This window comes from Ensifer sp. 2TAB8, assembly GCF_052115125.1.
Taxonomy (GTDB): Bacteria; Pseudomonadota; Alphaproteobacteria; order Rhizobiales; family Rhizobiaceae; genus Ensifer.
In genome coordinates, this window is sequence record NZ_JBFRGB010000002.1 from 220054 (window position 1) to 246227 (window position 26174).

Below are 26174 nucleotides of genomic sequence, written 5' to 3' on the forward strand. Positions count from 1 at the left end.
AAGCACCGTGCCTACATTCCATCCAGTTCATCGGCGCAAATGTGCGCCGCATGTCAGTTTGCGCGCCAGAGTTTGGCGCCTGCAACGTCGCGCCTCATCAGGCGCGCAAAGGTCGCTGCAGCATTTTGCAGTCCCGCATGTTTCGTCCTCAAATCGGAAACGATCCAAGGAGACATGCCGTAGCGCTCTCATTGCCGCATAATTCGTTCGGGGTCGATTCCGACTTCGGAACTATGCACTACCACACTTTGGCGCCGGCGCATTGCCCGAAAAATTGGGCCAAATGCTGACGCCGCCGTACGGGGTTCCGCCTCAGGCGAAGATCTTGCCCGGGTTGAAGATATTGTCCGGATCGAGCGAGCGTTTGACCTGCCGCATCAGGTCCAGCGCGTCGCCAAGCTCTGCCTCGAGGAACGGCATCTTTCCCTGGCCGATGCCATGTTCGCCCGTGCAGGTTCCGTCCATTTCAAGCGCCCGGGCGTTCAGCCGCTCGACGAAGGCCTCTGCCCGCGCCACGTCGGCCGCGTCCTTGTCATCGAACAGCAGGCCGACATGGAAGTTCCCGTCGCCCGCATGGCCGACGATCGGCGCGGTCAGCCCATGGGCGGCGCTGTCCTCCTGGGTCGCCACCACGCATTCCGCCAGCCGCGAGATCGGCACGCAGACGTCCGTCGACAGGATCGCCGCACCCGGGATCAGGCTTTTCTGCGCCCAATAGGCATTGTGCCGCGCCTTCCAGAGCCGCGCCCGTTCCTCCGGATTGGTCGTCCAGAGGAAATCGCTGGCACCGAACTCCGAGGCGATTTCGCCGAATTGGCGTGCCTGCAGTTCGACGCTCTCGGGACTGCCATGAAATTCGACGAAGAGTGTCGGCGTCTCCGCATAGGAAAGGCCGGAATAGCCATTGCAGGCCTTCATCTGCAGGGCATCGAGAAGCTCGATGCGCGCCACCGGAATGCCGGACTGGATGGTGAGGATCACCGCGTTGCAGGCGTCTTCGATCGTCGGGAACGGGCAGACGCCGCCGGAAATCACCTCCGGGATGCCCTGCAGCCTGAGCGTGATCGAGGTGATGATGCCGAGCGTGCCTTCGGCGCCGACGAAAAGCCGCGTCAGGTCGTAGCCGGCAGAGGACTTGCGCGCCCGGTGCGCCGTGCGGATCTCGCGCCCGTCAGCGGTCACCACCGTCAAGGCCAGCACATTGTCCTTCATGGTGCCGTAGCGCACCGCATTGGTGCCCGACGCCCGCGTCGAGGCCATGCCGCCGATCGAGGCATTGGCGCCGGGATCGATCGGGAAGAACAGGCCGGTGTCGCGCAGATAGGTATTGAGCTCCTCGCGGGTGATGCCGGGTTCCACCCGGCAGTCGAGATCCTCCGCATTGACCTCCAGCACCTTGTTCATGCGGGCGAGATCCACCGAGATACCGCCATTGGGGGCATTGATATGCCCCTCGAGCGAGGAGCCGGTGCCGAAGGGGATCAGCGGCACTTTGTGCCGGGCGGCGATCCGGACGATCTCGCGCACGTCTTCGGCGCTTTCGGCAAATACCACCGCATCGGGAAGCTGCGCCGGGATATAGGTGGTGGTGTGGGCGTGTTGGGCGCGGATCGCCTCGCCAGTCTGGAGCCGGTCGCCGAAGCGGGCGGCCAGTTCCTGCTTCGCCGCCGTGATGCCGGCCTCGTTTCTCTCGCCAGCTCTGATCGCCTTCAATGCCACGGAAAACGCCCTTCCTGTTGCATGCGCTCCCTGCCGAAGCGGTGCTTCGGAAGCGCAGTCATTTCAAGGCGCTACTGTGCAAATCGGAATCATTTTGTCCAGACGCTCGCGCTCTTGGCCGCGAGCCTAGCGCAGGAAAACGCCTGACGTGAGACCGGAGTGTCACAAGACTGTACGACAGCGTGGAAAACAACGGGCTTTTCAGCGCGGCAACCGTCTCAGCGCCGGCACGCAAAGAAGATAGAGCCCGATGCCGGCAATCCACACCCAGCCGTCCCAGGAAGCGAGCGTCAGCGAATAGAGGCCGATGAAGAGAAGCGGCCCGACGATCGACGCGAGGCTGGTGAGGCTTGCCAACGCCCCCTGCAACCTGCCCTGCCCTTCCTCGTCGACGGCGCGAGACAGGAGCGCCTGCAAGGCCGGCGAACCGATACCGCCGGCGGCAAGCAGCAGCATGATCGGCAGCACCATCCAGCTTGCGCTGGCAAGCGCCAGCAGCCCGTAACCGAGACTGTCGAGCACGATGCCGAGCTCAACTGCACGTCGCTCGCCGAGCCGCGCCGCCGCCGGCCCGGCGATCACGCCTTGCGCCACGGCATGCAGCAGGCCGAAGGCGGCTAGCGACAGGCCCGTCATGCGTGCGTCCCAGCCGAAACGGTGCTCGCCGAAAATGACCCACAACACGGCCGGGACCTGGCCGACCAGCTGCATGACGAAGAATACGGTTACGAGCCGCAGGAGGAGCGGACCGTGCAGGGTCTGTCGCAGCCCTGCCAAGGGATTGAGCCCGCCTGCGGGCGCATTCGCCGGGCCATCTTTGCGGCTCTCCGCCAGGAACAACAAGGCGAAGAGAAAGCCGAAGCCGTTCATGACAGCCGCAGCGGCGAAGGGCGCGTGCAAGCCGATGGAGCCGAGCAGACCGCCCGCGACCGGCCCGGCGATCATGCCGACACCGAAACAGGCCCCGAGCGTGCCGAAGTGCCGCGCCCGTGCCTCACCTTCCGTCGTATCGGCAATGGCCGCACCGGCAACGGCGCCCGTCGCTCCCGTGATGCCGGCGATCATGCGCCCCAGGTAGAGCACCGTGAGCGTCGGCGCCGTTGCCATGATCGTATAGTCGATTGCCGCACCGGCGAGCGAGACGAGCAGAACGGGTCGCCGACCATATCGGTCGGAGAGGAAGCCGAGCACCGGCGCGAAGGCAAATTGCATGACGGCATAGAGCGAGACCAGGACACCGTAGTGCCCGGCGACCTGATCGGCATGGGTGAGGTTGCGCAGGAGGCCCGGCAGCACCGGCATGACGAGGCCGATGCCGAATGCATCGAGCGCCACCGCCGCAAAAAGCACCCACAGCGCCTTGCGCCCTGCCCTGGTGCCGTCGCCCACACAGGGGACTGCCTCATCCGTCTTTTCAAGGGTCATCGCCGATTCCTTATCATTGATAAATTAATGCACGGGAAACTTATCGCTGATAAATTGTCAAGCGACGGATGGAGACGACGATGACGAAGCTGCAACGGGACACGGTGGTGCGCGCCGCGCTGACACTGCTGAACGAGGTGGGGCTGGACGGCCTGACGACCCGCAGGCTTGCCGAGCGGCTGGGCGTGCAGCAGCCGGCGCTCTATTGGCACTTCAAGAACAAGCAGGCGCTGATTGCGGCGCTTGCCGAGGCGATGATGGCCGAGAACCATGATCGCTCCGTGCCAGAGCCCGACGAGGACTGGCGCGCATTCCTCACGGCCAATGCCCGAAGCTTCCGGAGGAGCCTGCTTGCCTATCGCGACGGGGCGCGCATTCATGCCGGCACCCGGCCGAGCGCACCGCAGATGGCATCCGTCGAAGCGCAGATCCGCCTGCTGCATGCGCAAGGCTTCCCCCCGGCCGAAGCCGCTTCCGCCCTGCTCTTGATCAGCCACTATGTCGTCGGCTCGGTGCTGGAACAGCAGACCCCATTGGAAGCAACCGAAGAAAGGACCGACGGCGAAACGGCATCTGACGAGACGGCGCCGCTTTTGGCCGCCGCGATGCGGGCGCTCGACGAGAGCGGACCCGACGCCAGCTTCGAATACGGCCTCACCACGATCGTCGAAGGCCTGGCACAACGGCGCGAACGCTAGGAGATCCACCCGGCGAGAAAGCGATTCTATTTCAAGGCGCTGCCACCGAAACCGGAATCAGTTCTGGAGGATCCGCGCCCACCTATGAGGGCAAAACGGAAGAAAACACCTGCTCAATTGCGGGCGTTGGATTATCATGTCGGGGTGAAGGGAGAGAGGCAATGTTGGGTCTCACCGCTTTGCTCACCGCGTCGATCTTTTTCGGCGCCGCCGTCTACATCAATCTGGTCGARCAGCCCGCAAGGCTCCATCTCGACGATCGCGCGGCCCTCGCGCAATGGGTACCTTCCTACCGCCGCGCCTTCGAGATGCAGGCGACACTCGCCCTGATCTCGGGCCTGCTCGGCGCTGCTGCCTGGGGAAGGACCGGCCACGTGCTCTGGGGCATGGGAGCGGCGATCATCATCCTGAACTGGCCCTATACGCTGCTCTTCGTCATGCCGGTCAATCGCAAGCTGGAGACAACGCGGCCAGATGAAGCCGGGGAAGAAAGCCGCACCCTGCTCAAGCGCTGGGGCAGGCTCCATGCCGGGCGAACCGCGCTCGGCGGGCTGGCGGCAACGATCTTTCTCATTGCCGCCTGGCTCGAAATATAGCGTCGAAGAGACCGGCTAGTGCGTCTCCAGCGCCGCTGCCGCTTCCATTTCCTCGTGCAGCTTGCGCTCTTCGTCCGCATGCGGCTTGGTGAAGCGCGCAATCACCAGATAGGCGACCGGCGTCAGGTAGAGCGTGACGATCACCGCCAGCCCCAAGCCGCCGACCAGCACCCAGCCGAGCGCGATCCGCGCTTCCGCGCCCGCGCCGCTTGCCAGCACCAGCGGCACCGCGCCGACGATGGTGGCGATCATCGTCATCATGACCGGACGCAGCCGGATGTTGGCGGCATTCTCGATCGCCGAACGCACGTCCTGGCCACGGTCGCGCAGCTGGTTGGCGAATTCGACGATCAGAATGCCGTTCTTCGCCATGATGCCGACAAGCATGACGAGGCCGATCTGGCTGTAGATGTTCAGCGTATTGCCGGTCATGATCATCGCGAACACCGCGCAGGCAAGCCCCAGTGGCACCGTCGACATGATGATGAGCCCGCTGACGAAGCTTTCGAATTGCGCCGCCAGCACCAGGAAGATGATGACGATCGCAAAGCCGAAGGTCACGAACAGGCCATTGGCGTTTTCGTTGAGTGTTGCGGCTTCGGCGAGCGGCATGATGCGTGAGCCCGGCGGCAGCAGCGGCTCGGCCATCTGCTCGACCATGGTCAGCGCCTCGCCGAGCGCGAGGTCGGACTTGAGCCCGGCCGAGAGCGACACGGCGCGAAGCTGCGATTCGCGCGAGAGCTGCGGCGCCACCGCCTTCTCCTCGACGCTGGCGATCGTCGACATCGGCACGATCTTGCCGTCGCCGGCCTTCAGGAAAATGTTCTGGAGGTCGGTCGGGTCGTTGACCGGGTTGGTCGAAGACAGGAGCTTCACCGGATAGGATTCGCCGTCGACATAGACGTCGACGACGCTGTTGCCGTCGAGCATGGCCTGCAGCGCCCAGGCAAGGCCGCCGATATCGATACCCATATCGGACGCACGTTCGCGGTCGATGGTGATCGAAAGCTGCGCCTGGTTGGCTTCGTAGTTGAGGCGGACGTTTTCGAAGCGGCCGGAATCTTCCATCTGGCGCACGAGCTTCGCCGCCGCATCGCCGAGCTTGTTGTAGTCGTTGCCGACGAGCGCCACCTGCAGGCCGCTGCCGGCGCCGCGAATGCCCAAACTGTTCGGCTGCATGGCGAAGACGCGGACCGAGGGGATGCGCGCCGTCACCTTGTTGATCTCGGCAACGATCTCCTGCTGCGTGCGGTCACGCTTCTCCCAGGAGGCGAGCGTCAGCACCATGAAGCCGCTGTTGACCGAACCGCCCTGCCCGGAGATCGAGAAGATGTTGTCGATCTCGCCGGATTGGACCAGCGGCTGCAGCCCGTCTTCGATGCGGCGCATCTGCGATTGGGCGTATTCGAGCGAGACGCCCTGCGGCGCATTGATTCGCATCATCACCTGCGACCGGTCTTCGCTCGGCGTCAGCTCCGATTTCAGGGTCAGGAAGCCGGCGGCGCCCATGACTGTGAAGAAGCCGGCAACGACAAAGACGATCAGCGGCGAATTCAGGCAGGCCCGCAGCGTCACCCGGTAGAAGCCGGCGGCGCGCGCGCCGAACCGGGCCATCGGCCCCGGCACTGTGTGCTTCTCCTTCGTCAGCATGCGCGAGGCCAGCATCGGGCAAAGCGTCAGCGACACGAAGGAGGAAAGCAGGATCGAGAAGGCAAGTACGAAGCCGAACTCGCGGAAGAGGCCGCCCGTCTGCCCCGGCAGGAACGACAGCGGCACGAAGACGGCGGCAAGCGTCGCTGTCGTAGCCAGCACCGCGAAGAACACTTCGAGCGTGCCGTGCACTGCGGCTGCCCGCGGACCCAGGCCCTCGGCCCGTCGCCGCACGATGTTTTCGAGTACCACGATCGCGTCGTCGACGACGAGACCGGTCGCAAGCACGATCGCAAGCAGCGTGAGGATGTTGATCGAGAAGCCGGCGAGATAGATCGCCGCCACCGTTCCGATCAGCGCGATCGGCATGGTGATCGTCGGGATCAGCGTCGCCCGCCAGTCGAGCAGGAACATGTAGATGACGAGCGTCACGATGAAGACGGCGACGAGAAGCGCGATCTCCACCTCGTGGATGGCGCCGTTGATGAAGACGGCATCGTCGCTGGTGATCCGAAGCTGCGTCCCCTCGGGCAGGATCTGCGTCTGGATGGTGTCGACGACCTTGCGCACGCCCTCGGAAATATCGACCGTGTTCGATTGCGCCTGGCGGATGATGCCGAGGCCGATGCCCTGGCGGCCGTTGGAGCGCAGCGCCGTCGTGCCCGTATCGGGGCCGAGCGTCACGGTGGCGACGTCACGCAGGCGCACGTTGTTCACGAGGATCAGGTTTTCGAACTGTTCCGGCGTCTGCAGATCGGCCGTGGCGCGCACCGAGATATCCTGGCTGGCGCTGGTCAGTTTGCCGGCCGGAACGTCGTAGGAGGCGTTGGCGAGCGCGGTCCTGAGGTTGGCGACCGTCACCCCGCGCCCGGCGAGCTTCGCCTGGTCGAGATCGATGCGGAAGATCTTCTCCTGGTCGCCATAGACGGCGACGTCGGCCACGCCTTCCACTGCCGCCAGCCGGTCGCTGATCTCGTTTTCGACGAGCAGCGTCATGTCTTCCATCGACATCGTGTCGGAGGTCAGCGCCAGGCGCATGATCGGCTGGCTGTCGGCATCGGCCTTCACGATGCTCGGCTCGTCGACATTGTCGGGCAGCTGGTTGCGCACCCGGCCGAGCGCGTCGCGAATGTCGTTGGAGGCCTGGCCGATATCGGTGGTGTCGGAAAACTGCAGCGTCACACGGCTGCGGCCGAAGGAGGACGTCGAGGAGATGTCGCGGATGCCCTGAACGCGCGAGACGGCGCCCTCGACCACCGAGGTTACCTCGCGGTCCATCGTCTCAGGTGCTGCGCCATCGAGCGTCGTCGTCACCGAAATGACCGGCTGGTCGACCTGCGGCAACTCGCGAATCTCGATTCCGTTCCAGGCCGCAAGGCCGGCAACGACGATCAGCGTGTTGACGACGAGCGCGAAGATCGGCCGGCGGATAAAGAGTGCGGTAAAGCCGGTCTTGCCGCGTTCGCGGGCGGATGGCTTGCTGTGCCCCTCGCCCCCGCTCACTTGGTTTCCTCCGCAACCTTCTGCGCTGCATCCTGCTTGCGCTCGCGGCCGGCAATGCGGACCTCGCCGCCGTCACGCAGGCGCTGCACGCCCTCGGTCACGATCTCGTCGCCTTCCGAAAGCGCCGCATCGACCAGCACCTTGTCCGGGTTGCGCTGGATGATCTTCACCGGCACCTTCTCGCTCTTGTCGCCCGACACGCGCCAGATATAGGAGCCTTCCGAGCTCCACTGGATCGCCAGCGGATCGACCGTCGGATAGGTGTCGCCGTCAAAGGCCACGGTGACGGAGAAGGACATGCCTGCCCTCAACCTGTCCTCGGGGTTCTCCAGTCGCGCGCGCACACGCAGCGTCCGGCTTGCCTGGTCGAGCCGGTTGTCGATCGCGTGGATTACGCCATCGAGCTGGTTGCCCGGCTGGGCGATCGCAAAGGCGGTAACCGGCTGGCCGACGACGATCTTGTTGGCGAACCGCTCCGGCACCCAGAAGTCGACGAGGATTTCCGAACGGTCGTCGACGACGGCAATCGGCGTCGTGGTGGTGACATAGTCGCCGACATTGACGGTGATGATACCGACCACACCCTTCGAAGGCGCAACGATGTCGCGGCGCTTGAGATCAAGTTCGGCGGTCTTCAGCGCCAGTTCGGCGGTCTGCATCGCGATTTCTGCGTCGCGCACGTCCACGGCCGTCACCGCGCGGGCGGTGCTGAGATTACGGTAACGCTCCACCTTTTCACGGGCGCTGTCGCGGTTCAGCCGCGCCTGGTCGGCGGCGATCTTCTGGTCGTCGCTGTCGAGCCGGGCGATCACCTGGCCCTCGGCCACCTTCTCGCCGGAGCTCACGAGGATTTCGGTGAGGTTTCCGGTCGCCGTCGGCGTCACTGTGACGGAATGGATCGCCTCGCCGTTGCCGATGGCATTCAGCCGGTCGTTGACGACGGCGGTTGCCGAGGGACGAACCATCACCAGAATGGCCGCATTGCCGCCCTGACCGCGGCCGTTGCCGCGCTCGCCACCCTGGCCACCGCCGGTCGTGGGCTTCGACAAGGCATCGATCAGCGGGTGAGAAACGCCGATGGCGGCGAGCGTTTCACCTGCGCCGGGCACGAACCGCACCCAGACGGTTGCGCCCACGAGAAGCACAGCGGCGCTCACCGCAAGCTGTTTCCAAACCCGCATTCAAGTCTCCAAATTAAGCAAAAAACACGCCCCAGCGCGGCACGTCCGGCGGTTCGTTCCGATAGCGCGGAGTATCCCTGTTCGCGCGTGTCGGGGCAATGACGGAATGCCATCATTACGCAATTGTAATAAAAGCGAATTTGTTGGCGGGATGATGACGCGCGGAGCGATTGCACCGCAGCTTCCGGCGTGAATCGCACTTTGCTGCGCAAGCCGGCATTTACAGCGGCTTCGGCCGCGCTATCCTGCAACCGCTGGCCGCTTTTGCCGAGCGGTTTCGCCGTCTGGTTTTTCAGTTTCTTGAAGGGGAGCAAGAACGATGTGCGATGCCTGTGTGATGGAAACGGTGAAGGAGCGCATGCTCTCGCGCCGCAGCTTCTTCAAAGCCGCTGCAATTGGAACCGCCGGCCTCGCCGTGGCGAGCACCGGCGCAGCACCTCCCGCGCTCGCCCAGGGACATGGCAGCGTCACGGACCTGACCCACGAACTGCATGAGGATTTCCCGACCTTCTTCGGCCAGCAGCAGTTCTTCCGCGAGGAGAAGTTCAACTACGCCAAGGACAAGTTCAACATGTTCGAGCTCAGGGTGAACGAACACACCGGCACTCATGTCGACGCGCCCCTGCACTTTTCCGCCGATGGCCTTTCCGTTGCCGAACTGCCGGTCGACAAGCTCGTCGTGCCGCTCGTGATCGTCGACATCCGCGCGAAGGCCGCATCGGACGCGGACGCCCAGGTGACGCCGGACGACCTCAAGGCCTGGGTCGCCGCCAATGGCGAGATCCCGGAAAATGCCTGCGTCGCCATGCATTCGGGCTGGAGCGCGCATATGGGCACGGACAAGTTCCGCAATGCCGATGGCGGCGGCAAACTGCACTTCCCCGGCTTTCACGTCGAGGCGGCGAAGTATCTCATCGAAGAGAGCAAGGCGGCCGGCATCGCCGTCGATACGCTGTCGCTCGATCACGGCCCTTCGCCCGATTTCGCCACCCATTATGCCTGGCTACCCGAAGGACGCTGGGGGCTAGAGGCTGCCGCCAACCTCGACAAGCTGCCGGCCAAGGGCGCGACGCTCATTCTCGGCGCGCCGAAGCACCGCGGCGGCACCGGCGGCCCGGCGCGCGTCTTCGCGCTGGCCTAGGTCACAGACCTATAGAGCACACCCAGGTTTTGGCTGAAGCGAGTTTGACGGGAGCAAGGTCGTTTTCGCTTCCACGGCAACCACATGTTGCCGATCGTCGACCAGTTCCGCACCGGCTGCGTCACCATGAATCACGGTGCGCCAGCACGACGCCGATCGCGGAAAGGTCAACGGCTACGCCTGACGCGCCAAGGCACCCTACCCTCCAACGACTTCACTGATCTGAACGATGGGCGTGATGTCCGTATAGTTGGCGACATCCGCGGAGATCTCGGCGCGGTGCGGACCTAACGCCTCCTGGAATGTCTCGAGGCTCGGCGAGTAGACGTGGCACGCCGCGACAAACTGTGGCGCGCTTCCAGGCTCGCGACCGGCAACGCCCCTGTCGATCTCGTAGCGCAGGCAGGCATCGCCGAGCCGCTCCTCGAGCAAGGGCATGTGGGTGGTGCGGTAGTAGTCGTGGTCGAACTTCGAGCCGCCATCGGCCGGATAGTAGACGCTCATCTTGATCATGATCGGGCTCCTGCCTGAACGCCGCTTCGAGCGTCCGAAGCTACTTCTAGGTTACCGACCTATGGAGCACAACCAAGTTTTGGCTGAAACACGTTTGACGAGCGCAAGGTCGTTTTCGCTGTGCTTTTCGAAGCGGGTGACGACGGCACCGCAGACTTTCAGATCACGCAATCGGCCGTGGCCTCTGCAGGCACGGCTTCGGGTACGTTCCCGCCGGGTAGTTCCACACCGCTCAGCCGCCCCTCGACCGCAACCATTCGCATGGCCGACACGCCTTACGGGGCCTGCAACCCCAAGACCGTCACTGACGCCAGCGGCCAGACACGCGTGGTTGCCGCACGGCCGACGGGCTTCTGCGGCCCCAAGGTCTTCATCGTCACGCAGAACGGCAACGCCTATCAGGGTTCGAGCAAAGGCGTGCTGTTTACATCAGGACCATTCGGCGCGAACAACCAACCCTGCAACGAAATCCCCAATTGAACGCATCGACGACGGCTGCCCCAAACGCAACGCTGGCAATCGCTGCGACCTTGGCTATCGTCATCGCATCAAGCGACCGGCCCGCCCGCGTGCCGCCACCAGCGACAACAGTGAAGGACACCCATGAGCACCGTTACCCCGCCCCGAAACCCGGAAGCCGACCCACGCGTCAAAGCCGTGTTCGACGACATTCGCGCCACGCGCAAATCCGATTTCATCAACAATATGTGGCTGTGGCTCGCCTTCGACCCGGAGCTGCTGGAGCAGACCTGGCGCGACGTCAAGGCCGTGATGGCAACACCTTCGGCCCTCGATCCGCTGGTGAAGGAGATGCTCTACATCGCCGTCTCCGTCACCAATGGCTGCGGTTACTGCGCCCATTCCCACACGGCGGCAGCGAAGGCGAAAGGCATGAGCGATGCCCAGCACGCGGATCTGCTTCGGGTGATCTCGCTTGCCGCCCGCACCAACCAGCTTGCGACCGCTCTGCAGGTGCCGGTCGATGCCGTCTTCGACAAAGCCACGGAATAAACCGCGCGACCAAGAATAAGCGGCTTCGAAATCGCCTGTCTTTCCACAGGCTTGGTGCGTCCGGTGCAGAAAACGGAATAAAAGAAGAACATCCTTTCTGGCCTTTCCCCACCGAATCACTACATTGAGCCGCATGATGAGTGGTTTCGACGATATTCCTTTCTTCGACGAGGAGCCGGCGCCGCGCAAGCAGTCGCCAGCCCCTGGAGGTATTCCAGCCGCCGGAGGTATTGCTGCGCGCGCCATGGCGGCGCGTGACCGCGCCCAGCCGCGCCCGGATTATCTCTCCGGCCTCAACCCGGAACAGTCCGAAGCGGTCGAAACGCTCGATGGACCGGTTCTCGTGCTGGCCGGCGCCGGCACCGGCAAGACCCGGGTGCTCACCACACGCATCGCCCATATCCTTTCCACCGGCCGCGCCTTCCCCTCGCAGATCCTGGCGGTGACCTTCACCAACAAGGCGGCGCGCGAGATGAAGGAGCGCATCGGCGTGCTCGTCGGCCATGCGGTCGAAGGCATGCCCTGGCTCGGCACCTTCCACTCGATCGGCGTCAAGCTGCTGCGTCGCCACGCCGAGCTCGTCGGCCTGCGTTCCGATTTCACCATTCTCGACACCGACGACGTGATCAGGCTGATCAAGCAGCTGATCCAGGCCGAAGGCATCGACGACAAGCGCTGGCCCGCCAAGCAGTTCGCCGGCATGATCGACGGCTGGAAGAACAAGGGCCTCGATCCGGCGCAGATCCCCGAGGGCGACGCCCGCGCCTTTGCCAATGGCAAGGGCCGCGAACTCTACGCCGCCTACCAGAACCGGCTCTTGACGCTGAACGCCTGCGACTTTGGCGACCTGCTGCTGCACCCGATCCGCATCTTCCGCAACCACGCCGACGTGCTGAAGGACTATCACGACAAGTTCCGCTACATCCTCGTCGACGAGTACCAGGACACCAACACCGCCCAGTACATGTGGCTGCGGCTCCTCGCCCAGCGCCCCAAGGGCGTGCCGCAGAACGTCTGCTGCGTCGGCGACGACGACCAGTCGATCTACGGCTGGCGCGGCGCGGAAGTGGATAACATCCTGCGCTTCGAGAAGGACTTCCCGGGCGCCAAGGTGATCAAGCTCGAGCGCAACTACCGCTCGACCGAACATATCCTCGGCGCTGCCGGTCATCTGATTGCCCACAACGAAGGCCGCCTCGGCAAGACGCTCTTCACCGACCGTACCGATCCGGACGATGAAAAGGTGCAGGTGCACGCCGCCTGGGATTCCGAAGAGGAAGCCCGCGCCGTCGGCGAGGAGATCGAGCAGCTCCAGCGCCAGAAGCACAATCTGAACGACATGGCGATTCTGGTGCGCGCCTCGTTCCAGATGCGCGAGTTCGAAGACCGCTTCGTGACCCTCGGCCTCAACTACCGCGTCATCGGCGGCCCGCGCTTCTACGAGCGCCTCGAAATCCGCGATGCCATGGCCTATTTCCGCCTGGTCTGCCAGCCGGCCGACGACCTCGCCTTCGAGCGCATCGTCAACACGCCGAAGCGCGGCCTTGGCGATACCACCGTGCGCACGCTGCACGACTATGCCCGCGCCCGTGATGTGCCCATGCTGGCGGCAGCTTCCGAGATCATTGAGACCGATGAGCTGAAGCCGAAGGCGCGGAAAGCCCTGTTCGATGTCGTCACCGATTTCCGCCGCTGGCAGAGCCTGCTTGAGACGACGGTCCATACCGAACTCGCCGAGCAGATCCTCGACGAGAGCGGTTACACCGCCATGTGGCAGAACGACAAATCGGCAGAAGCTCCCGGACGGTTGGAAAACCTGAAGGAACTCATCCGCTCGATGGAAGCGTTTGAGTCACTGCGCGGCTTCCTCGAACACGTCGCTCTGGTCATGGATGCCGAGCAGAACGAGAACCTCGATGCCGTCTCGATCATGACGCTGCACTCGGCCAAGGGCCTGGAGTTCGACACGGTGTTCCTGCCCGGCTGGGAGGAAGGCCTGTTTCCGCATCAGCGCGCGCTCGATGAGGGTGGTCGCTCCGGCCTCGAGGAAGAACGGCGCCTCGCCTATGTCGGCATCACCCGCGCCAAGCACCGCTGCCACATCTGGTTCGTCTCCAACCGCCGAATCCACGGCCTCTGGCAGTCGACGATGCCGTCGCGCTTCCTCGACGAACTGCCGCTCGCCCATGTGGACGTGGCCGAAAACGAACAGTCCTATGGCGGCTATGGCCGCGGCGGTTACGGCCAGTCACGCTTCGATAAGGCCGATCCCTTCCAGAACAACTATTCGACACCCGGCTGGAAGCGCGCCCAGCAGCACCGCTCCGATGCCACCCGCGACAACTGGGGCACGCGCTCCGGCCATGCGGTCGAACGCATCGGCTACGGCGAAAGCGGCCCGCGGGGCCGCACCATCGACGGTGAACTGGTGGCAAAATCGACGGCCACGGAACCCTCCCGCTTCTCTGTCGGCGACCGCGTCTTCCACATGAAGTTCGGCAACGGCAACATCGCCGCAATCGAAGGCAACAAGCTCACCATCGACTTCGACCGCGCCGGCCAGAAGCGTGTTCTGGATGGGTTTGTCGAGAAGGTGTAAGGAGGCCAAATCTCCTCACGTGCATCCCCCATTATCCCCGCACCGTCGATATCATGGCGCAAACCAGCGAAGTGCACTAATAATTACAGGCACAATTCTCGCGTTTGAACGAAACCTTGTACCGATCTCCCTCGACGCGAAGTGGATGGAGACATGTCCTGGACGAGCGCTGTTCGCGGCCTGCTGGAGCTGGGCGCGGCAAATGTCGCCGAGGGTGACCGCGAAGGCATCCTCGTCGCGAATGTCGCGGCTTGCGTGATCGTCGTCACCACGACCGGCTTTGCGCTCATCTACGCGCTCTACGGCGAACCAAGCCTGGTGCCGCTCGTCTACGCCAATCTCGCCCTGGCGGTCGCGGCCGCGCTGACGCCGCTTTTCCATCGGTTCGGGCGCGTCGCGTCAGGGCTTTGGGAATTCGGGATCTGCGTCGTGATCCTGGTGTGGATCGCTTCCTATGTCGGCAGAGATTCCGGCGTGCTGCTGACCCTGCTCGGCGTGACGCCGGTCGCCTTCGCGATCCTCGGGTTTCAGAACATCGCCTTGGTGGCGGTCTTGAGCGCCGTAACGACGATCACGGTCATCGCCGCATCCATCGCGTTTCCTCAGGCGCGGTCGGGTGTCTATGACGACACCCGTTTCCTGCAACTCCTCCATTCGTCGTCGATCATCACGCTCACGCTCATGTGCTTCGCAACGATCTACTATGCCTTCCACCTGGCGAGAGAGGCGCAGGGGCGGCTCGCCCGCCTGATGACGTCGATCATGCCGGACGAGATCGTGGCGCGCCTGCTGAGGAACGAGCGTGAAACGATCATCGACGAATTCGAGCATGCGACTGTTGTCCTGATCGACATCGTCCAGTTCGTGGCCCTGTCAAACAGCCTGGGGCCGGAACGGACGGTCAACCTGCTCAACGAGCTTTTCAGCGAGTTCGATCGCCTGGCCGCAGCAACCGGTGTCGAAAAGATCAAGACCATCGGCGATGCCTATCTTGCGGTGGCGGGCGTGCCCGCCCGGCACCCCACGCCCGAGAAGGCGGCGGCAGTGTTCGGCTTCGGCGCCATCGCCGCGGCCCGCGAGATCGGCGAACGCCATGGCGTCGTCCTCAAGCTGCGCGCTGGCATGGCCTCGGGATCGGTAACGGCTGGCGTGCTTGGGCGAGCGAAATACGCCTATGATATCTGGGGTGCACCCGTGAACCTTGCCGCGCGCCTGGAAGCGATCGGCAAGCCCGGCTGCATAACCACGACCGCGGAGGTCAGGCAGCGGCTAAACGGCCGCTTCGCGTTTTCCAGCTGCGGCCATGAGGACATCAAAGGCTTCGGCCCGACCGAAATCTGGGACATGCAGTTGCCGAACCGCGATGGAAGCGTGGCTGGCAGCCGGGCGGAGGCGGAAACATGAAGTGCGGCTCGCCGGACCAGCCACGCCTCAAACCATCTTGCGGTACACCAAGAACCCGGACTTCTCCGCCACCTTGTCATAGAGCGCCATCGCCGTCTCATTGGTCTCGTGCGTCTGCCAATAGACGCGCGGCGAACCGGCTGCGCGCGCCGCCTCGTAAACACCCTCGATCAGCGCCCGCCCGACACCCTTGCCGCGCGCCTCTGCATTCGTGAAGAGGTCCTGCAGATAGCAGTTCGGCTGGATCGCTGTCGTGTTGCGGTGATAAAGATAGTGGGTGAGCCCGATCAACCGCCCCTCGCTCTCGGCCACCAGCGCATGAACAGGCTCATAGGCATCAAAGAAACGCGACCAGGTCATGGCAGTGATCGCGGGGTCGAGCGCAGTTTCACCGGAACGGCCGTAAAAGGCGTTATAGCCGTCCCAGAGCGGCAGCCACTGTTCGTAGTCTGTCCGGGCTATCGGGCGGATGCGGAGGTTGTCGGTCATTTTTGGTCCTGTGGTAGATGAGGTGAAGGGGCACTGGCGGCTGGTCATCGCCGCCTGGTCATCGCCGATGTGATCGCCTGAACGTCGGTCATGACCGCGTCGCCCATGAAGACGATGTTTTCCATCGAACGCTCCCCGGCTTCGTGATGGCCGGCCCCGCAGGCATCGCGCACGACGATCGGCACGAGGCCGAGATCGGTTGCGTGGCGTACGGTCGGGTCGATGCCGATCTCGGTGGCGATGCCGCAGATCGCAAAGGAGGTGAGCCCGAGGTCGCGCAGGATCATGGCGAGCGGCGTGCCTTCAAAGGCAGAGAAAGTGATCTTGTCGAGGATAGCCTCGTCCGCGCGAGGCTGCAGCTCCGGCACCAGCTCGAAGCCCGGTGTGCCGCGCAGGAACCACGGATGCACGGCGTCCGGATCATCCGTCCGCTGCCAGGCCATCGCCTGGCGCATCTGGAAGGCACCCATCAGCGGCTTCGGCATCGACAGATGCCGCAGGAAGATCACCGGAAACCCGCCTGCCCGCGCCGCCTCAAGAACCTTCAGCACCTTTTCGGTAATCGCGGCGCCATTCTTCATCTGTCCGGTGATGCCAACCTGCATGTCGTAGACGACGAGCGCCATGCGCTCCGGACGGCAGAAATCCTCAAGCGTCTTTCCAATTTCCAGCTTCGCGGTCATAGCCTCTCCTCGGGGTCGCCTCCTCCGGCGCCCATTCCGCCAACATCTCGCGCCGGGAATGTGGCGCGCGTGTCCCGCAGTTGCAATACGGCGCAATGCGCTTCATGCAACTATTCGGATGGGTGTCTGCAATTGCGGCAACCGACGCGCCGGCCTGTTCCAAGAGCCATTCAAGCCTCATCCTCCCGCCGCGCCTTCTTCATCAAGGCGATCACCTCCTCGTCGCTCGTCTGCTCGAAGTCGCGGTAGTGCAGGCCGACGGCGCGGAAGGCGGCGGGTGTGGCGAGGCAGATGATGCGATCGACGGAGCTGCGCAACTCGTTGAGCTCGCCTTTCGGCGCGACCGGAACCGCCAGCAGCAGGCGGCGCGGCTGTGCCCGGCGCAAGGCCTTGATCGCCGCGCGCACGGTGCCGCCGGTGGCGATGCCGTCATCGACGAGGATCACGTCGCGGTCCTTCGGCGAGAGCGGTTGGCGATCGCCGAAATAAAGCGCGCGGCGGCGCAGGATTTCGGCGTGCTGGCGCCCGGTCTCCGCCTCCACATAGCCCTTTGCCGGGCGCACGAGCAGGATGGCCTGGCGGTTGAGAACAAGCTCGGGCTCCTCGCCGTCGACCAGGGCACCAAGTCCGAATTCCGCATGCCCGGGCGCGCCGATCTTGCGCACGATCAGGATATCGAGTGGCGCACCGATGCGAACGGCAATCTCATAGGCGACCGGCACGCCGCCCCTTGGCAGCGCCACCACCAGCGGGTTGGTCAGCGTCTCCCCCGCGATCGTCTCGGCGAGCTGCCGTCCGGCGTCCGTCCTGTCTTCGAAGAGCCATGTTCCCGTAAACACCTCACCTCTCCCAGACTGCGCCCGTCGCCGCGGGTCGGATCCCATTCAACGCACAAGGAGGCATTTGGTCCCGCAGAAACGCAACGAGAAGACCCGGTCGGGTTCCGCGATGTCCGGCCCTTGCTTTCAGGCCCGCTTTCCATGCCGTTTCGCGCGCCCCTGCCCAGTCCAGGGACATCTGCGCAGCTGCCACAAGGCACGCAAGAAGACGGGAGCGATCCACCATCCATCGGTTGCCCGGGTGCCCTTGTGAACAACCGTTCCAATCCTGACCAATCGGTAAAATTGCAACGGATTTCGCCGGGTTTCGTTAAGGCGCCCTCGCTACCAATTGGCCTCGCATATCTGGCTGAGACGCAAGCCGCCTTTGTTGATTTTAGCACGACAGGCCGTTTCGAAATGAGCTTTCTCCCTGCCATATCGATCATCGCTCTTCTGGCGATGCTCCCGGTCCTTATTTCGTTGCGGGCCTCGATGGTCGAGGGCGGCACGGACTTCGCCACGGCTTGCGCATTTGCAAGCGCCGCGACCCTGTTCATGTTGCTCTCCGAGTTTCCGACGCTGCAGCCGCTGTCGCTGATCGGCCTCGTGTTTCTGGCCGGCGCCTGCCTGCTCGTGCTCTGCGGTTTTCATCATGCGCTCGGCGTGCAAAGACGCACCTCGACAGCCCTCGTCGCAGCAGGGTCCCTGGCAGTCGTCGCGCTGCTGATCGCGGCATTCGGCGCACGGAGCACCACCTTGCATGCGCTCTCCGTCATCGGCATCGTCGCCGCCTTCGTGCTGATCATCGCCGTCTGTTCGCAGCACCGGCGCCAGGCGCCCGGCCCGGTGGAGCGGCTCTGCGTCATCGCTTGCGCGGCAACCGGCTGTTCGACGCTGCTTGCGGTCACCGTGCTTTCGCCAGCCGCCCATGTGGCCGCATCAGTTCCACCTCAACCCGTCAGCTGGGACTTTGCGTGCGCCGTGATGCGCTCCTTTTACCTGCCGGCGCTCTTCCTTGGCGTGATCCTGATGATCCAGAACCGGGTGATCGCCGACCTCAAGACGGCGATCGCGCGCGACGAGTTGACGGGTGCCCTGTCGCGGCGTGCCCTGCTCGATCTTGGCCAGCGGGCGCTTGCCACCAGTCTCGCACGGCAACAGCCGGTGTCCTTCCTGCTGCTCGATCTCGATTACTTCAAGCAGATCAACGATCGTTATGGCCATGCGGTCGGCGACGCTGCGCTCGGCCACTTTGCGGGCACCGTGGCTGCCTGCCTCACCGGCCGTGGCACGCTGGGGCGCATCGGCGGCGAAGAGTTCGGCATCGTCCTGCCCAATCACACGGAAGATAAGGCCTTCACGCTCGCCGAGGAGATCGGCCGCGTGGTGCGCGACACGCCGATCGGCCGCTTCGATCGGCCGATCCGGTTGACGGTGAGCATCGGCCTTGCCGAGGCCGTGCCGGGCGACACGATCAGCGACATCATGATCCGCGCCGACATGGCGCTCTACGACGCCAAGGCCGACGGGCGCGACCGCTGCACGATTGCCGGCCGCTTCCAGCCCGATGCCAGCGCGCGGGCGCTCGCTGGTGCAGCCGCGCAACTGCGCGCGGCCGACAGCCGCAGCTTCGAGCCGAGGCTGTTGCGCGATACCGGCTGACCCTGTGGCCTGCCCCTGCGACCCGTCCCCCCTGCGGCTTGTAATGCCGCGTCCTAAACCTATGTGAGCTTGGCCAAGTCATGTCTCCCCGGACCGCAACCGGTTCACCGACACACGCGGCCATTCGAAACGCCAAGGCGACCTCTCACGCGTCTGAGGGACGCGCGCCGCTGCAGGAGGAAAATCATGTTGCGTGCTGTTCGCGCTCTCTTCGTTGCCGGTCTCGCCGCCTTTACGGCGACCGCCCTGCCCGCGCGCGCCGAAACGGTCGGCGAGGTCGGTGTCGACTGGCTCGGAAACGATATCATGGTCGATGCCGTCACCGACCCGAAGATCAAAGGCGTCACCTGCCACGTCACCTATTTCGACCGCAGCGTCATCGACAGGCTGAAGAACGGCAACTGGTTCGAGGACCCGTCGAACAACTCGATCGCCTGCCGGCAGACCGGTCCGATCGAAATCGGCGACATCGATCTCTCAAGGGAAGGCGAGGAAGTGTTTCGCGCCGGGCTTTCGCTCGTCTGGAAGAACCTGCTGGTCACAAGGATTTACGATCGCAAGAACGATACGTTGATCTATCTCGCGCATTCACGTGAATTGACCGACGGCTCGGCCAAGATGTCGATCACCACCATTCCGCTCTACGGACAGACGGTAACCTGGCAGAACGGAAAGCCGCAGTAGCAGCGGCCCTGCCGCCTGTATCAGCCTGCAAGGCAATCCGTCATGGAGGTGTGAAGCGCCCGCCCCTTCACGGACGCTTCCGGAACCTCGTCAGAGCGGAACGAGGCGAAGTGTGTGGGAGCACCTCGTCCCGGATCTGCGTGCTCAATAGGACGTCGGCGGGACTATGCCCTGATAGTAGTCGCCATCACCGCCCTGATAACCGCCGAACGGCTGACGTTCACGATAGATCGGGGTCGGCGTAGAGGTTCTGCTGATGCTGCCCGTCGCCATCGTATCGACCGGCGCAGCGTAGTGCTTCGTCATCGGCGTGGTCTTGTGCATGTTCTGCGTTCCGGGAGGATTGTTGGAGTCGATGCCCGGATAATAGCTATCGGCCAAAGCCGGCCCGGCTACCAACATCGTTACGGAGAACGCGACTAAAAGTTTCCTGACAGAGATTGTCATGAGTTCAACTCCTGTTTGGGGACAGGCACCCGGCCTCCATTCGGGCACCCAGCAACACCGCTAAATTAGTACAAGTATTGCTGCCAGCCACATGACGTTTTGTCACAATGGCATCGCCCAAGCGTGAAGATCATTGCCGAAGTTTAACTTGACCGGAGACTCCCCCAAACTGCCCGAGCAGAGCCGAAACGCAAAGTACCCCGGTGGCGATGCCACCGGGGTACTTGTCAATTCTACCGGCAGTCGAACTCAGGCTGCCTGCGCCAGTTCGTCGGCGATGACCGTGTCGAGGTTGAGGAAGCAGACCATGGTCTTTTCCAATGCGACGATGCCACGGCAGAAGGCGCGCTGTGCTTCCGGAATGATCTCCGGCGCCGGCTGCAGCGCCTCGCTCTTGATCGTCATCATGTCGGAGACCTGCTCGACCAGCAGGCCGACGAGCTTTCCGGCGATGTCGGTGACAATGATCGCCGAGCGCTCCGACGGTTCGGTCATCTTCATGCCGAGGCGCGCTGCCATGTCGATGACCGGGATCACCGCGCCGCGCAGGTTGATGAGGCCGAGCACGTAGGGCGGCGTGTGCGGCATCGGGGTTACCGGCGCCCAGCCGCGGATTTCGCGGATCGCCATGATGTCGATGCAGAATTCCTGGTCGCCGAGATGGAACGATACGATTTCGAGATAGGCGCCGGACTGCTTGATTGCGTTTGTCATGGTCAGAATTCTTCCCAGTTCTCACCGGAGGCCGTCGTCGACGGCACGGAGCCCGGTTTGTTGCCGAATGCGCCCGCCAGCTTGCCCATCAGGGCCTTTGCGGGAGATGGAGTTGGAAACGACGCCATTTTGGCGGTGCCGATCTTGCGCAGCGGCACCGCTTCGCTGGTGCCCTTGGCGGCTGGCCGCTGAACGGTCGAAGCCGGAGATATCTTCGCCTGCACCGGGGCGGCCGTCCTTGCCAATGGCGCTGCCGGCGCCGGCGCCAGGGTGGGCATGACACGCTGCATCGTGTGGCCCTCGCGGAACTGGCCGACGAGGCCAGTGAGGCGCTCGGCGTCCTGCGCCAGCGTATGGCTCGATGCATTGGTCTGCTCGACCATGGCCGCATTCTGCTGCGTCATCTGGTCGAGCTGCCCGACGGCGGTGCTGATCTCGTTGAGACCGGTCGACTGTTCGCGCGCCGCCATGACGATCGAGGTCATGTGTTCGTTGATGCGCGCCACGTCGGTGCCGATCCGGCCAAGCGCCTCGCCCGTCGCCCGGACGAGCTTGACACCGCTGCCGACCTCGTTGCCGGAGCGGCTGACGAGCGCCTTGATATCCTTGGCGGCACCGGCGGCGCGCTGCGCCAGCTCGCGCACCTCCTGCGCGACCACGGCGAAGCCCTTTCCGGCTTCGCCTGCTCGCGCCGCCTCGACGCCGGCGTTCAGCGCCAGAAGGTTGGTCTGGAAGGCGATCTCGTCGATGACGTTGATGATCTTGCCGATCTCGTTCGAAGCACTTTCGATGCGCGCCATGGCGGCGATCGCCTCGCCGACGATACGGCCGGATTCTTCCGCATTGGTGCGCGTCTCGCCGACCATGCGGCTTGCCTCTTCGGCGCGCTGGGTCGCGGTGCGCACCGTCACGGTGATTTCATCGAGTGCCGCCGAAGTCTGTTCCAGCGAAGCGGCCTGCCGCTCGGTGCGGCGCGCCAGATCGTCGGCAGCACTGCGCATCTGCCGGCCGTTGGATTCGATCGAGAGCGCATTTTCCTTGACGCTCGAAAGCACGACACGGAGCCGTTCGACCGTCTGGTTGAAATTCTGGCGGAGCTGATCGAGGTTGCCGTCGAAGGGCCGGTCGATCGCAACGGCGAGATCGCCATCGGCAAGCTGCGTCAGGGCACGGCCGAGATTGTCGATCGCCGCCTGGATGCGGCGCACCGCCTCCTCGCGCTCGTTCTGCTGCTCCTCGCGCTCCTTCTCGATTTCGCGCCGGCTGCGTGCAGCACTCTGTTCGAGCGACTGCTTCTCGATCGCCGACAGGCGGAAGAGATCGACAGAGCGCGCCATGGCGCCGATTTCGTCGCCGCGGTCGAGCGCCTCGACCTTGGCTGCAAGATCACCGTTCTGGATCTGCTGCATGCCATTGCGCAGGTTGAGAATGCCGGTGCGGAGCGTGCTGCCGTGGAACCAGAGCAGATAAAGCAGCGTCGCCATCGCCAGCAGTCCCGCGGCCACCTGAAGCTGGAACGCCTGGTCGGACACCGTGCGCGCCTCGGCAACGCGCGCCTGCACCAATGCGGTCGCTGCTTCGGAAAGTCCGGTCAATGCCGTGGCGACCCGTTCGCCGGCGCCATCGATCGCATCGTCGATCTTGCCGAAGTCGTCGGCCGAAGCCTTGCCTTCGATCAGCATCTTCAGGTCCGTGCCGATCGCCCGGCGCAGTTCCGCGACATCGGCGTCATAGGTCGAAAGCGCATCCGTGCGACCGAGCAGCTGGGCAAGCGCCTTGATATCGGCGGATTTCGTTTCGAGCAGTTTCAGGATGCCGGCAATGCTTGCGGCACGCGCCGGCTGGATTGCTCCCTCGTCGCGATCGATGATGCTGTCCATCGCATTGAGCACGAGATTGGTCGTCGCAAGGCGGATTTCGTCGACGGTCGTCAGGCCGTTCTGCGCCGCGATCGCACCGTGCAATGCGTCATTCGCACGACTGCCCTCATACCAGCCAACCCCGAGCACGGAGCCAAAGCCGACAAAAGCGGCGCCGGCAAGCGTCGCCAGCCGCTGGCTCACGGAAAGATTGCGTTTCAGGGAGGGAGATGTGGCAGTCATAGGGAGTCCATGGTCACGGATCCGCGTGCTGCGGAGTCCTCCTACGATCGATACGGAAAACCGGGGCCGATAAAGCCGGCTGACCTCATGTCATATCGGAGAGCGAACACTCCTCCCGCGTGGAAAAACACTGTCAAACAGACCTTAAACATTCGCTAAGGCGGGCGCCCAATCCCCAGGGAAAACGGCTATTTCAATATTTGCGCATATGCGCTGCAAGCCCTGGTTTTCCAGCACTTGCAGACACAATCGTTCGGAGCTCCGGAACCATTTCCACCATTTTCGGGCGCCCGACTACCGATCCCCGAAGACACTTGGAAAACGGCCCGCCTTCCCCTTGCCCCGTGAACTGCTATGATGACGCCATGAACACGAAGACCCAGCGCTCGATCCGCCTTCCCCTTGCCGCAAGCCTTGCGGCCGGGGTCGCTGTTGTCATGCTGCTTGCCTTCCGCGGCTGGATGGAGAACGGCGCCGAGATGTTCCTGGCGCTTGCCCAGTCCGGCCTTTCCTGGTGCTTTTAGAGCGACCACAATCCTGTGACTTGCCCTCTCCTCGGATTTAACCCGAGGACTAACCTTCTCCCGGCATGCGGGGAGAAGGTCGCCGCAGCGGAATGAGCGGCGGTCCGTAACGAGCGAGGTTACTCACCACAACCTGCGGCAATTGTCCCATTTGCGCGCCCCCGGTGAAGGCGGTATCAAGAAGCGATCAACCGGACATGGCCATCGCTGGCCCCAACTAAATCGGTAGCACGCATGAAAACCATCCGCATCGTCCTCTGGGCCGCCGTCGTCGTCATGGCGGGCATTCTGGGCTGGCTGACCTATGAAATGACCCAGTCGAAGCAGCAGGCCGCATCCGGCCCCTTCGGCGTTCCCTTCACGCTGGTCGCCCAGGACGGCAAGGAAATCACCGAGAAGGCCTTCACCGGCAAACCGACCGCCCTCTTCTTCGGCTTCACCCATTGCCCCGAGGTCTGCCCGACGACGCTGTTCGAACTGAACGGCTGGCTGGAAAAGGTCGATCCCGAAGGCAACAAGCTGCAGGCCTATTTCATCACCGTCGATCCCGAGCGCGACACGCCGGAAATCCTCGGCCAGTACGTCTCCAACGTCTCCAAGCGTATCACCGGCATTTCCGGCCCGGCCGACAAGGTCATGGAGATGGTCAAGGGCTTCCGCGTCTATGCCAAGAAGGTACCGGTCGACGCGGCCCAGCCGAATGGCGACTACACCATGGACCATACGGCCTCCGTCTTCCTGCTCGACGCCAACGGCCATTTCTCCGGCACGATCGCCTATGAGGAGAACCCGGAAACGGCGGTCAAGAAGCTGGAAAACCTGACCAAGGGCTAAGCCCCTTTTATCGTGACGTGAAGTTGCAAGCGCCGGCCCTGTCCGGCGCTTTGCCTTTGAGGGGCAATCGTGATAGCGCACAGCACACGATTGCCGCCGCCCAGCGCGCCGCCTTTACGGCATGGCTCGATGCGGGACGCGTGGATTGCCAGCCCGAAGGACAGAGCCTTGAGTGAGATCAGACTTTTCGTCACCACCACCGAGAAGCAGGCAGAAGCCGTCCTCGACCGCCTGAGCGAGGTCTTCGGCGAAGAGGACTTTGCCATCGGCACGACGGAAGTCGATGAAAAGCGTGACGTCTGGGAAGCCTCGATCTACATGATGATCGCCGACGAGGCAGGCGTGAGCGAACGCCTCACCGAGGCGCTTGCCGCAGATTTCGCCCATCTTCCGATCGAGCGCGAAGTGCTGCCGGATATCGACTGGATCGCCAAGTCGCTGGAAGGCCTGGCGCCGGTGCGCGCCGGCCGCTTCGTCGTGCACGGCTCGCATGACCGCGACAAGGTGAAGACCGGCGAAATCGCCATCGAGATCGACGCCGGCCAGGCCTTCGGCACCGGCCACCACGGCACGACAGCCGGCTGCCTCGAAGTGCTGGCCACCGTCGCGCGGACCCGCACCGTGCGCAACGTGCTCGACCTCGGCACCGGCAGCGGCGTGCTCGCAATCGCTGCCTGGAAGCTGATGCACGTACCGGTGCTTGCCACCGACATCGACCCGATCGCCACCCGCGTCGCCGAAGAAAACGCCCGGGTGAACGGCGTCGTCACCGGCATGACCTTTGCGACCGCCCCCGGCTTTCATTCCACCGCCTTCAGCGCCAACGGCCCCTTCGATCTCATCATCGCCAATATCCTGGCCCGCCCGCTGATGAAGATGGCGCCGCAGCTCGTCGCCAACCTCGCCCCCGGCGGCTCGGTCATTCTCTCAGGCATTCTCGCCGAACAGCGCTGGAAGGTGCTCGCCCATTACAACGGCCAGCACCTGCGCCACGTCCGCACCATCTGGCGCAACGGCTGGGTGACGATTCATCTGGAGAAGTGAGGCGAACGGGCGCCTGGGACTGCCTTCATTGTTGATGTGACAGCCCCTAATCCGCCTGTCGGCACCTTCTCCCCGCAGGCGGGGCGAAGGGTCATCGCGGCGCTCTTTTGCCCAATCATCACCGCCGGCTTGTCGCCAAGCCATGCCGAACTGTGTCCCGGGCCTCCGGCCCGTCCCCTCGCCCCGCCTGCGTGGAGAGGGTTGGGTTGAGGGGTAATCTTCAAAGAAATTCAGCGGTGCCAATGTTTCGACAATGCTCTGTGAAGGCAACGAGCACGGACGGGACGGCAAACGGAGCGTCAAACAACAAACCCGGAAAAAACGAAAAGGCCGCCGCGTCTATCATGACGGGCGGCCTTTCGAAACAAAGGCGATGCCAGTGGCATCGCCTGCTGGTTGGCTTGTGGCCAACCATGCCCGCGAGCCTGAGGAGGAGGAGTGCTCGAGCGGGCGTCTACCGTTCCGAAGCTGACCACCCTTGAGGGAGGAGGAGAACAGAGTGACCAACTATTCTCGGAACCGCAGCTTTTTGAACCACCGGATGTTCGTCCGTGTTCGTTGAGGCGGCTTATAAACCATTATTCCGATAGAGAAAGGGATTTCTGAGCATGGGTGCCATGCGCTGAGCGCATATGTATGGTAAATGGGCAATTGCTCTCGTATCGCAGCACAACTCCAGCTTTGCACGGAGCGGGGATCAGGCCGCCCCGCAGGATATCGCCTCTTTCCT

General features: G+C 63.7%; 23 protein-coding genes. 12 read left to right on the forward strand and 11 right to left on the reverse strand.

The window, feature by feature from the left end:
- Positions 1 to 312 precede the first annotated feature (312 nt).
- Together AB4Z53_RS06845 and tet are read right to left on the reverse strand one after the other, a co-directional pair.
- Complete coding sequence (locus tag AB4Z53_RS06845; protein WP_441595360.1) at positions 313 to 1719, reverse strand: FAD-binding oxidoreductase; 1407 nt, start codon at positions 1717 to 1719, stop codon at positions 313 to 315.
- A gap of 201 nt (positions 1720 to 1920) precedes the next feature.
- Entirely contained in the window at positions 1921 to 3144 is a 1224-nt protein-coding gene (gene tet, locus AB4Z53_RS06850) for a Tet(A)/Tet(B)/Tet(C) family tetracycline efflux MFS transporter (RefSeq protein ID WP_441595361.1), read from the reverse strand.
- A gap of 80 nt (positions 3145 to 3224) precedes the next feature.
- On the opposite strand from tet, the gene tetR reads away from it, so the two are divergent.
- Positions 3225 to 3842: a tetracycline resistance transcriptional repressor TetR gene (gene tetR / locus AB4Z53_RS06855; RefSeq protein ID WP_441595362.1), complete on the forward strand. Its 618-nt coding sequence runs from the start codon at positions 3225 to 3227 to the stop codon at positions 3840 to 3842.
- A 161-nt stretch (positions 3843 to 4003) separates the two neighbouring features.
- Positions 4004 to 4438, forward strand: a complete 435-nt coding sequence (locus tag AB4Z53_RS06860) for a DUF1772 domain-containing protein (RefSeq protein WP_223724912.1) — start codon at positions 4004 to 4006, stop codon at positions 4436 to 4438.
- Positions 4439 to 4453: 15 nt separating this feature from the next.
- Here the strand turns inward: AB4Z53_RS06860 and AB4Z53_RS06865 are convergent, their stop codons facing one another.
- Together AB4Z53_RS06865 and AB4Z53_RS06870 are read right to left on the reverse strand one after the other, a co-directional pair.
- Positions 4454 to 7591, reverse strand: coding sequence for an efflux RND transporter permease subunit (locus AB4Z53_RS06865; protein WP_113536101.1), 3138 nt, complete (start codon positions 7589 to 7591; stop codon positions 4454 to 4456).
- Positions 7588 to 8772 carry an efflux RND transporter periplasmic adaptor subunit gene (locus AB4Z53_RS06870; protein WP_441595363.1) on the reverse strand — a complete coding sequence of 395 codons (1185 nt, stop codon included), beginning with the start codon at positions 8770 to 8772 and terminating at the stop codon, positions 7588 to 7590. The genes AB4Z53_RS06865 and AB4Z53_RS06870 overlap by 4 nt, the downstream gene beginning before the upstream one ends.
- A gap of 319 nt (positions 8773 to 9091) precedes the next feature.
- On the opposite strand from AB4Z53_RS06870, the gene AB4Z53_RS06875 reads away from it, so the two are divergent.
- A complete protein-coding gene (locus AB4Z53_RS06875; protein ID WP_441595364.1) occupies positions 9092 to 9913 on the forward strand; it encodes a cyclase family protein in 822 nt (273 codons plus the stop codon).
- 198 nt (positions 9914 to 10111) lie between these two features.
- Here the strand turns inward: AB4Z53_RS06875 and AB4Z53_RS06880 are convergent, their stop codons facing one another.
- A complete protein-coding gene (locus AB4Z53_RS06880; RefSeq protein WP_113540684.1) occupies positions 10112 to 10426 on the reverse strand; it encodes an EthD family reductase in 315 nt (104 codons plus the stop codon).
- A gap of 120 nt (positions 10427 to 10546) precedes the next feature.
- On the opposite strand from AB4Z53_RS06880, the gene AB4Z53_RS06885 reads away from it, so the two are divergent.
- From AB4Z53_RS06885 to AB4Z53_RS06900, 4 genes are all read left to right on the forward strand, one after another.
- Complete coding sequence (locus tag AB4Z53_RS06885) at positions 10547 to 10906, forward strand: hypothetical protein (RefSeq protein ID WP_291154664.1); 360 nt, start codon at positions 10547 to 10549, stop codon at positions 10904 to 10906.
- Between the two features lie 123 nt (positions 10907 to 11029).
- Positions 11030 to 11437 carry a carboxymuconolactone decarboxylase family protein gene (locus AB4Z53_RS06890; protein WP_113540685.1) on the forward strand — a complete coding sequence of 136 codons (408 nt, stop codon included), beginning with the start codon at positions 11030 to 11032 and terminating at the stop codon, positions 11435 to 11437.
- 133 nt (positions 11438 to 11570) lie between these two features.
- Positions 11571 to 14036 carry an ATP-dependent helicase gene (locus AB4Z53_RS06895; protein WP_441595365.1) on the forward strand — a complete coding sequence of 822 codons (2466 nt, stop codon included), beginning with the start codon at positions 11571 to 11573 and terminating at the stop codon, positions 14034 to 14036.
- Positions 14037 to 14189: 153 nt separating this feature from the next.
- Positions 14190 to 15440 carry an adenylate/guanylate cyclase domain-containing protein gene (locus AB4Z53_RS06900; protein ID WP_441595366.1) on the forward strand — a complete coding sequence of 417 codons (1251 nt, stop codon included), beginning with the start codon at positions 14190 to 14192 and terminating at the stop codon, positions 15438 to 15440.
- A gap of 27 nt (positions 15441 to 15467) precedes the next feature.
- Here AB4Z53_RS06900 and AB4Z53_RS06905 read toward each other — a convergent pair whose 3' ends face one another.
- The 3 genes from AB4Z53_RS06905 to AB4Z53_RS06915 form a co-directional block, all read right to left on the reverse strand.
- Complete coding sequence (locus AB4Z53_RS06905) at positions 15468 to 15929, reverse strand: GNAT family N-acetyltransferase (RefSeq protein WP_113540688.1); 462 nt, start codon at positions 15927 to 15929, stop codon at positions 15468 to 15470.
- Positions 15930 to 15973: 44 nt separating this feature from the next.
- Positions 15974 to 16612 (reverse strand): cysteine hydrolase, encoded by a 639-nt coding sequence (locus tag AB4Z53_RS06910; protein WP_113540689.1) that lies wholly within the window; start codon positions 16610 to 16612, stop codon positions 15974 to 15976.
- Positions 16613 to 16782: 170 nt separating this feature from the next.
- Positions 16783 to 17451, reverse strand: a complete 669-nt coding sequence (locus AB4Z53_RS06915; RefSeq protein ID WP_441595367.1) for a phosphoribosyltransferase — start codon at positions 17449 to 17451, stop codon at positions 16783 to 16785.
- 399 nt (positions 17452 to 17850) lie between these two features.
- On the opposite strand from AB4Z53_RS06915, the gene AB4Z53_RS06920 reads away from it, so the two are divergent.
- Together AB4Z53_RS06920 and AB4Z53_RS06925 are read left to right on the forward strand one after the other, a co-directional pair.
- On the forward strand, positions 17851 to 19095 hold the full coding sequence (locus AB4Z53_RS06920) for a diguanylate cyclase domain-containing protein (protein WP_441595368.1): 1245 nt from the start codon (positions 17851 to 17853) through the stop codon (positions 19093 to 19095).
- 186 nt (positions 19096 to 19281) lie between these two features.
- Entirely contained in the window at positions 19282 to 19779 is a 498-nt protein-coding gene (locus AB4Z53_RS06925) for a CreA family protein (RefSeq protein WP_113540691.1), read from the forward strand.
- Positions 19780 to 19923: 144 nt separating this feature from the next.
- Here the strand turns inward: AB4Z53_RS06925 and AB4Z53_RS06930 are convergent, their stop codons facing one another.
- The 3 genes from AB4Z53_RS06930 to AB4Z53_RS06940 all read right to left on the reverse strand — a co-directional run bounded on the left by AB4Z53_RS06930 (position 19924) and on the right by AB4Z53_RS06940 (position 23042).
- On the reverse strand, positions 19924 to 20226 hold the full coding sequence (locus AB4Z53_RS06930) for a hypothetical protein (RefSeq protein ID WP_113540692.1): 303 nt from the start codon (positions 20224 to 20226) through the stop codon (positions 19924 to 19926).
- 249 nt (positions 20227 to 20475) lie between these two features.
- Positions 20476 to 20940: a chemotaxis protein CheW gene (locus AB4Z53_RS06935; RefSeq protein ID WP_113540693.1), complete on the reverse strand. Its 465-nt coding sequence runs from the start codon at positions 20938 to 20940 to the stop codon at positions 20476 to 20478.
- Positions 20941 to 20942: 2 nt separating this feature from the next.
- The gene (locus AB4Z53_RS06940; RefSeq protein WP_441595369.1) at positions 20943 to 23042 is read right to left on the reverse strand and encodes a methyl-accepting chemotaxis protein; all 2100 of its coding nucleotides are present in this window, start codon (positions 23040 to 23042) and stop codon (positions 20943 to 20945) included.
- A gap of 365 nt (positions 23043 to 23407) precedes the next feature.
- Between AB4Z53_RS06940 and AB4Z53_RS06945 the strand changes: the two genes are divergently transcribed.
- From AB4Z53_RS06945 to AB4Z53_RS06955, 3 genes are all read left to right on the forward strand, one after another.
- Positions 23408 to 23566, forward strand: coding sequence for a hypothetical protein (locus tag AB4Z53_RS06945; protein ID WP_291154647.1), 159 nt, complete (start codon positions 23408 to 23410; stop codon positions 23564 to 23566).
- A gap of 234 nt (positions 23567 to 23800) precedes the next feature.
- Positions 23801 to 24400, forward strand: a complete 600-nt coding sequence (locus AB4Z53_RS06950) for an SCO family protein (RefSeq protein WP_113540696.1) — start codon at positions 23801 to 23803, stop codon at positions 24398 to 24400.
- Positions 24401 to 24568: 168 nt separating this feature from the next.
- On the forward strand, positions 24569 to 25444 hold the full coding sequence (locus AB4Z53_RS06955; protein ID WP_113540697.1) for a 50S ribosomal protein L11 methyltransferase: 876 nt from the start codon (positions 24569 to 24571) through the stop codon (positions 25442 to 25444).
- Positions 25445 to 26174 lie beyond the last annotated feature (730 nt).

What these genes read in the sequence shown, in the direction of transcription:
- tet (WP_441595361.1), bottom strand. Translation starts at nt 3,144, where the DNA reads ATGACCCTTGAAAAGACGGATGAGGCAGTCCCCTGTGTGGGCGACGGC.
- tetR (WP_441595362.1), top strand. Translation starts at nt 3,225, where the DNA reads ATGACGAAGCTGCAACGGGACACGGTGGTGCGCGCCGCGCTGACACTG.
- AB4Z53_RS06870 (WP_441595363.1), bottom strand. Translation starts at nt 8,772, where the DNA reads ATGCGGGTTTGGAAACAGCTTGCGGTGAGCGCCGCTGTGCTTCTCGTG.
- AB4Z53_RS06875 (WP_441595364.1), top strand. Translation starts at nt 9,092, where the DNA reads ATGTGCGATGCCTGTGTGATGGAAACGGTGAAGGAGCGCATGCTCTCG.
- AB4Z53_RS06880 (WP_113540684.1), bottom strand. Translation starts at nt 10,426, where the DNA reads ATGATCAAGATGAGCGTCTACTATCCGGCCGATGGCGGCTCGAAGTTC.
- AB4Z53_RS06890 (WP_113540685.1), top strand. Translation starts at nt 11,030, where the DNA reads ATGAGCACCGTTACCCCGCCCCGAAACCCGGAAGCCGACCCACGCGTC.
- AB4Z53_RS06895 (WP_441595365.1), top strand. Translation starts at nt 11,571, where the DNA reads ATGATGAGTGGTTTCGACGATATTCCTTTCTTCGACGAGGAGCCGGCG.
- AB4Z53_RS06900 (WP_441595366.1), top strand. Translation starts at nt 14,190, where the DNA reads ATGTCCTGGACGAGCGCTGTTCGCGGCCTGCTGGAGCTGGGCGCGGCA.
- AB4Z53_RS06905 (WP_113540688.1), bottom strand. Translation starts at nt 15,929, where the DNA reads ATGACCGACAACCTCCGCATCCGCCCGATAGCCCGGACAGACTACGAA.
- AB4Z53_RS06910 (WP_113540689.1), bottom strand. Translation starts at nt 16,612, where the DNA reads ATGACCGCGAAGCTGGAAATTGGAAAGACGCTTGAGGATTTCTGCCGT.
- AB4Z53_RS06920 (WP_441595368.1), top strand. Translation starts at nt 17,851, where the DNA reads ATGAGCTTTCTCCCTGCCATATCGATCATCGCTCTTCTGGCGATGCTC.
- AB4Z53_RS06925 (WP_113540691.1), top strand. Translation starts at nt 19,282, where the DNA reads ATGTTGCGTGCTGTTCGCGCTCTCTTCGTTGCCGGTCTCGCCGCCTTT.
- AB4Z53_RS06930 (WP_113540692.1), bottom strand. Translation starts at nt 20,226, where the DNA reads ATGACAATCTCTGTCAGGAAACTTTTAGTCGCGTTCTCCGTAACGATG.
- AB4Z53_RS06935 (WP_113540693.1), bottom strand. Translation starts at nt 20,940, where the DNA reads ATGACAAACGCAATCAAGCAGTCCGGCGCCTATCTCGAAATCGTATCG.
- AB4Z53_RS06940 (WP_441595369.1), bottom strand. Translation starts at nt 23,042, where the DNA reads ATGACTGCCACATCTCCCTCCCTGAAACGCAATCTTTCCGTGAGCCAG.
- AB4Z53_RS06945 (WP_291154647.1), top strand. Translation starts at nt 23,408, where the DNA reads ATGAACACGAAGACCCAGCGCTCGATCCGCCTTCCCCTTGCCGCAAGC.
- AB4Z53_RS06950 (WP_113540696.1), top strand. Translation starts at nt 23,801, where the DNA reads ATGAAAACCATCCGCATCGTCCTCTGGGCCGCCGTCGTCGTCATGGCG.